Genomic DNA, 3,939 nt, shown 5'->3' with positions numbered 1-3,939 from the left:
CCGGCCGCCCGCTGCGCGGCGTCGCCCGCCTGCCCGGCGCGCGCGCGGACGGCGTGTTGTGCTTCGCCGTCGCCTCGATGTCCGCTCCTTCGAACTGGCGCGCGGCGCCACGGATCGAGGCGGTGATGCTGATGCTGCCGCAGGAAGGCGGGGCGCATGATTTGCCCGAGCGCGCGGTCGGCCCCGGCTGCCGGTTGTGCCCCAGGCGCGGCTGCCCGGCCCGGCGCGAGCCCTCCTTGCTGCCGCGTGCGGAGACGGGCGCGGACGGGCAGGCTTTGACAGGTTAGGACGGCCCGGCGATAGTGACGCGCGAAGCCGCGCGATCCTGGGGAGGGCCGCGGGCGAGGGGGGAAGCCGCGCATGGCCAGACGTGTCCTGCTGATCGAGGACGAGCCGAACATCATCGAGGCCGTGAGCTTCATCCTGTCGCGCGACGGCTGGACCGTGCACACCCATTCGGACGGGCTGAGCGCGGTCGAGCGGGTCCGTGCACATCCGCCCGATCTGGTGATCCTCGACGCGATGCTGCCGGGACGCTCGGGCTTCGACATCCTGCAGGAGCTGCGCGGCGATCCGGCGCTGCGGGCCCTGCCGGTGATGATGCTGACCGCGCGGGGCCAGGCGCGCGACCGCGATCTGGCGATGCGGCTGGGCGCCAGCCATTTCATGACCAAGCCCTTCTCGAACGCCGAGGTGCTCGACCGGGTGCGCGCGCTTGCCGGTGGCTGAGCGCGGGCCGGGCGCGCGGCGGCCGGTCTTTCTCGCCCGGGCCTCCTATCGCCGACGGCGGCTCGAGGATACCGCGCGGCTGGCGCCGCTGGCGGCGGCCTTTCTCTGGGCGCTACCGCTCCTCTGGCCGCGCGGCGAGACGCCGCTTTCGGCGGTCCTTGTCTATCTCTTCGCCGCATGGGCCCTGAGCGTGCTCGCCTCATGGGCACTGGCCCGGGCGCTGCGCCGTTCGGCGCGCGATGCGGATACGGACGCCTGATCCGATGCTCGGCTTCAACTCCCTCGTCTCCATCGCGCTGCTCTACGGGGCTTTCCTGTTCGGCGTGGCCTTCGCCGCCGAGCGGCGGGCGGCGGGCGGGCGCGACGGCTGGCTGCGCAGCCCCTGGATCTACACCCTGTCGCTTTCGATCTACTGCACCGCATGGACCTTCTACGGTGCGGTGGGCTACGCCGCACGCTCCGGGCTGGAATACCTGACGATCTATCTCGGGCCGAGCCTCGTGATGATCGGCTGGTGGTGGCTCCTGCGCAAGCTGGTGCGGATCGGCCGGGCGCAGCGGATCACCTCGATCGCCGATCTCGTCTCCTCGCGCTTTGGCAAATCGGGGCTTCTGGGAGTGATCGTGACCCTGCTCGCGGTGGTCGGCGTCACGCCCTACATCGCGCTTCAGCTGCAGTCGATCGCGCAATCGCTCGATGTCTTTGCCGGGCGCGGCGCGGCGGACTGGGCCGCGCGCGGCGGCGGTTCGGCGGCGCTGTGGTCGGCGGTGGGGCTCGCGCTCTTCACCATCCTGTTCGGCACCCGCAACCTCGATTCCAACGAGCGCCACCACGGCATCGTCATGGCGGTCGCGGTCGAGGCGGTGGTCAAGCTCGGCGCGCTGCTGGCGGTCGGGGTCTATGTCGTCTGGGGCCTGGGCGGCGGCCCGGCGGAGATGCTCGCCCGCATCGACGCCTCCGCCATCTCGGGCTGGGAGCAGTCCGGCGGCCGCTGGATCGGCTTTACCCTCCTGTCGGCGGGGGCGCTCTTGTGCCTGCCGCGCATGTTCCAGGTGCTGGTGGTTGAGAATGCCGACGAGGATCACCTCGCCACGGCGAGTTGGGCCTTCCCGCTCTATCTCGGGCTGATGAGCCTCTTTGTCGTGCCGATCGCGGTGATGGGGCTGGAGCTTCTGCCCGAGGGGGCCAACCCGGACATGTTCGTGCTCACCGTGCCGCTGAGCCAGGGCCGCGACGGGCTGGCGGTGCTGGCCTTTCTGGGCGGGTTCTCCTCGGCCGCCTCGATGGTGATGGTGGCGACGATCGCTTTGGCCACGATGATGTCGAACCATATCATCGTGCCGCTGTGGCTGCGCGCGCGCACCGGCGGGGCGATGATGGCCGGGGACGTGCGCGCGGTTGTTCTGACGGCGCGGCGGCTGTCGATCCTGGGCGTGCTGGGGCTGGGCTATGTCTATTTCCGGCTCTCGGGCGGGGGGGCGGCGCTGGCGACGATCGGGCTGGTGGCCTTCGTCGGCGTGGTGCAGGTGCTGCCGGCGTTGATCGGCGGGCTGTTCTGGCGCGGCGCCACCCGAAGCGGCGCGGCGGCAGGGCTGCTCGCGGGCTTTGCCGTCTGGCTCTGGGCGATGTTCCTGCCCAGCGTCGGCGACGGCACGGCGATCCCGGCCGGGGTGATGGCGGCGGGCCCCTTCGGGCTGGAATGGCTGCGCCCGCAGGCGCTGTTCTGGACCGGCGGGCTCGATCCGGTGCTGCACGCGGCGCTGTGGTCGCTCGCGCTCAACGCCGCCCTCTTCGTGCTCGTCTCGCTGGCGAGCTTTCCCGGCCCGGTCGAGCGGCTGCAGGGCGCGCAGTTCGTCGGCGTCTTCGAGCTGTCCGAAGGCCCCGGAAGTTGGGCCCGTGGCGCCGCCGATGCCGAGCCGCTCCTCGTCATGGCACAGCGCATCATCGGTGCGGGCGAAGCGCAGGCGATCTTCGCGCGCCACGCCGCCCAGCAGGGCAAGCAGGGCCGTCTGCCCGATGTCACCCCCGATTTCATCCGAGTGCTCGAACGCGAGCTCGCGGGCTCGGTCGGCGCGGCGACGGCGCATGCGATGATCGGGCAGATGACCGAAGGGGTCAGCGTCTCGGTCGAGGATCTGATCGCCGTGGCCGACGAGACGGCGCAGATCATGGAGTATTCGAACCGGCTCGAACAGAAATCCGCCGAGCTCGAACGCACCGCGGGCGCGCTGCGCGAGGCCAATGCCCAGCTCACCGCGCTGTCGGTGCAAAAGGACGGCTTCCTGAGCCAGATCAGCCACGAGCTGCGCACCCCGATGACCTCGATCCGGGCCTTTGCCGAGATCCTGCGTGAGGGCGGGCTCGACCCCGCCGAGCAGGGCCGTTTCGCCGCCATCATCGGCGACGAGGCCAGCCGGCTGACGCGGCTTCTGGACGACTTGCTCGACCTGTCGGTGCTGGAGGCGGGGCAGGGGCTGCTCGATCTGCGCGAGATCGGGCTCGGAGAGGTGGTGGACCGCGCGCTCGACGCGGCCCTGCCGCTGCGCGAGGGATTGCGAGTCGAGCGCGACCCCGCGCTCGACCGGGTGACGCTCGACACCGATCCCGACCGCCTCGCGCAGGTCTTTATCAACCTGATCGCCAATGCCCGCAAGTATTGCGACGCGGCGCAGCCCGAGCTGCACATCCTCTGGCGGCCCGATTGCCACGCGGTGGATTTCATCGACAACGGCGCGGGCATCCCGCCCGAGCAGGGGTGGGTCATTTTCGAGAAGTTCTCCCGGCTCAGCGAGGCGGGAAAGGCGGGCGGCGCCGGTCTCGGCCTCGCGATCTGCCGCGAGATCATGGCCCGGCTCGGCGGTGCCATCCGCTACCTGCCGGGCGGGCAGGCGTCGGGCGGCGCCTTCCGGGTCGAATTGCCGGTGAAGCCCGCTTCGTTAGGGATTGATCAACCCCTGCCGGGATAGGTCGGAGGGGATCGGCGGGCGTGGCTCGGCCGCCGGGGCGGGACAGGATGACCGAAATGACGATGGAGAACGTGCTGCGCCGGTTGATCGACGGCGGCGGCTCCGCAGGAACGGCCCCCGTGGCCCAGGGCGGCGCGCTGGGCGGCGCCTTGGCCCGCGCGGCGCAGGAGACGATCGGCCTGCCCGTCGTGCCGCGCTCGGCACGCTGCGACAGGCTCGAACGCGAGGCGCTGATCGACGGGAT

Annotated in this window: 4 protein-coding genes and 1 pseudogene; all 5 read left to right on the top strand. The window is 71.4% G+C overall.

The features are described from left to right. Positions 1-287 (top strand): annotated as a pseudogene (locus NHG85_RS03375) (DUF2083 domain-containing protein); the annotation flags it as partial. Between the two features lie 73 nt (positions 288-360). After that, entirely contained in the window at positions 361-729 is a 369-nt protein-coding gene (locus tag NHG85_RS03370) for a response regulator transcription factor (protein WP_253329814.1), read from the top strand. Further along, a complete protein-coding gene (locus tag NHG85_RS03365) occupies positions 722-988 on the top strand; it encodes a hypothetical protein (RefSeq protein WP_253329818.1) in 267 nt (88 codons plus the stop codon). The genes NHG85_RS03370 and NHG85_RS03365 overlap by 8 nt, the downstream gene beginning before the upstream one ends. 4 nt (positions 989-992) lie before the next feature. Beyond that, on the top strand, positions 993-3,695 hold the full coding sequence (locus NHG85_RS03360) for an ATP-binding protein (protein WP_253329812.1): 2,703 nt from the start codon (positions 993-995) through the stop codon (positions 3,693-3,695). A gap of 56 nt (positions 3,696-3,751) precedes the next feature. Further along, positions 3,752-3,939 (top strand): hypothetical protein (locus NHG85_RS03355; RefSeq protein ID WP_253329810.1); only part of this gene is annotated, 188 nt, incomplete at its 3' end.

The sequence above is a fragment of the Limimaricola litoreus genome (genome assembly GCF_024159025.1).
Classification (GTDB): Bacteria; Pseudomonadota; Alphaproteobacteria; order Rhodobacterales; family Rhodobacteraceae; genus Limimaricola; species Limimaricola litoreus.
This window is presented reverse-complemented; position numbering and strand designations above follow the sequence as displayed.

Bases quoted from the DNA above. Each gene is read 5' to 3' on its own strand.
- NHG85_RS03370 (WP_253329814.1), top strand. From the start codon at position 361: ATGGCCAGACGTGTCCTGCTGATCGAGGACGAGCCGAACATCATCGAG.
- NHG85_RS03360 (WP_253329812.1), top strand. From the start codon at position 993: ATGCTCGGCTTCAACTCCCTCGTCTCCATCGCGCTGCTCTACGGGGCT.